The sequence below is a fragment of the Lactobacillus sp. M0396 genome (assembly GCF_016101625.1).
Classification (GTDB): Bacteria; Bacillota; Bacilli; order Lactobacillales; family Lactobacillaceae; genus Lactobacillus; species Lactobacillus huangpiensis.
The window spans coordinates 1-2525 of record NZ_JACFQE010000016.1; the positions used below are offsets into that span (position 1 = coordinate 1).

Below are 2525 nucleotides of genomic sequence, written 5' to 3' on the forward strand. Positions count from 1 at the left end.
AATTGAGAATTCTTTCACCTTTTGCTCTTGTTCCAAGTCCAAGATAGCAATCCCAAAAAGCCACATATTCAAAATCTGCAAGTTGCTCTATTTTTTCAACCTTTTTTTTTATTGGTTGGATGTTTAGGTTGTCATATGCTTCGTCTGAAATATCTGGACTTGGTGATTTAAAACATAATTGAACGAGCAAAGCTTCTGCATCATATAGCTTTTTACCAAAATTTTTTTGATTTTCTATTTCATCTGCTCTTTTAGAATAGTACCTAGTAAGTGAGTATCTATTAATATTGTTAAGCTGTATATCTGAAATAGATCTATCGGCATTGTTAAAACTGTGCGTAACAGTTCCATAAATTGGTAAACAGGCTCTGTAAATATAAAGTAGTTCTGTTAATAAGGCTTCGTTATTTGGTTTTTTAGCCATTTCAGTTATTGCTTTACTCATTTTAGAAAAAACGATCTTATTTCGCTCTAACGGTGATTTCATAGGATTTGTGTTAAACTCGGTTTTTTCAAGTTTAATTTCGTAATTAAGAAATATTTTTTTGATCAGCAAGTTGGGCTTATGCCGTGGCTCAGCATACATTGCAGAAATAGCAGCTATCAATAACTTATTCGAATAACTTTCATTGTTTATTGAAACAGAATATAATGAAAGCTCATCAATAAGACTTGCTTTATCAGTATCATGGCCAAAAGCCAGTTGACGAATTTCTTTCGAGTTATTAATAATTTTATTTAATTCTCTAACTGAATGAGTATAAGTTAAATCATTAATAAAATAATTTACAGGTAAACTTACAAAAGGTTCAGGAAATGATATGTTATCACTATCTTCTTTAAAAATATTGTTAACATATTGCTTTATTTCTTTTTGGGCTTGATCATCATTACTTGATATTTCAAATGCTTTTAAAGTTTCTATACTTTTCTTTTCCTGAATCTTTTGCCAATTATTAATTAAAATCTCATACATATTTCTATGGAATAAAAATAAGTAAATGATAAAAAGTTGTTGATTTACTTGTACTCTACCTATCTTTTCTTGTCTAAAGAATTCATTTTTTACATAAGATAAAAAATGATTTGCTTGACGTAACGTAAGGTTTTCAAGTTCGAAGAGCTTGAAAATTTCCATATCATCTATTTCTTCTTTTAAGTTTTCAGAAATAATTAGCATTATTTCCTCTCCAAAAAATTCAGGCTTTAATATGATTGGTAGCGATACTGTTTGATCAATTATTTTTTCTAAATAATTATGTTTTACTTTGACTATGTTTTTCCAATCCCCTACGAATACTATTCTTGCTTTCCTATTTTCACTAAATTCAACAATTTTTTTACATAGAAAAATTATCGGTCTAAATAATTTTTTGGGTTTTTTATCGTACCGCTGTATAATCTTTTGAAAGTATTTTAGACCTTCTTCATGGATAGCATTAAAAAGCTTATAGAGTTCTTTTTGTGTAACTTCATCTAAACGATCAAAATCATCGATTATCAAAACTCTACTTTTTCTGTAAAATGGCCAACGTAATTTAAAAAGGCTCAAATTCATTAGAATAGTATCAACATCTATTAATTTGTTCTTAGATAAATTAAACAAGGTAGTCACAATTACAGTAATTACAGTAACTAATAAAAACCATGCGTCAAAATTAACATAATTAAAAATACCTATACCTGTTAGCCAAGCGCTACCAAATATCATCCAACCGACTAGTGCAGAACTAAAAAGTCCTTTGAAGAAATTTAATATAGGATTGACCTTAGAAAATACTTGTTTTGCTAAGCTTTTTTCATTTTTAGGATGCCATAAACTTAAATAAATAAATTTTAGTGTATCCCTTGATAAAGTTTCAGTTTTTTGCAAATATCTAGTTTTTCCACTACCCCATTTGCCTTGTAAAAAATAAGTTTTATTACCGTTATTTACTAATAAATCGGCAAACTTTTTTGCCCAATCAGATGTATCAATCTCCTTGATTTTCCATTTGGTATCTTTCATTTAATTTATTCCTTTACTTTTAACCTAAGTAAAACCTTTTTCAAAGAATTTTCAAAAAATATAGTGGCATAGATATTATTTAATCTTTTTTGTCCAATAAGGATCATTAGCCACATTGACCAGTAATTTTTGCATAACTTCTTTTAGTCTTTCATTATTTATTGAACTTTTTCTGTGTTTAATTATAGCTTCAACTTTAGTGTTTTTATACGAACTTAACAACTGATTTATATGTATAACTATTGCCTGCTGTGAAGAAATATTTTGTAAATCATATTGATGGGTAATGGCAGCAATTCTTAATATGAAATGGAACCATTCTTTTGAATCAAATAAATCATCAAGTTTTGAACTTTTATTTGGTTGGATCAAGTTGCAAACAGCTTGTTTAATTTTTTTATATCGGTCATATACATAATCACTATATATCTCATTTTTGTATTCAAAATTGAGAATTCTTTCACCTTTTGCTCTTGTTCCAAGTCCAAGATAGCAATCCCAAAAAGCCACATATTCA

General features: G+C 28.0%; 2 protein-coding genes. Both read right to left on the bottom strand.

Annotated elements, in window-relative coordinates:
• Positions 1-2008: P-loop NTPase fold protein (locus tag H3T43_RS09260; protein WP_232350330.1), on the bottom strand; the 2008-nt coding region annotated here is incomplete at its 3' end.
• Between the two features lie 75 nt (positions 2009-2083).
• On the bottom strand, positions 2084-2525 hold a 442-nt coding region (locus H3T43_RS09265), incomplete at its 5' end, for a hypothetical protein (RefSeq protein ID WP_198214165.1).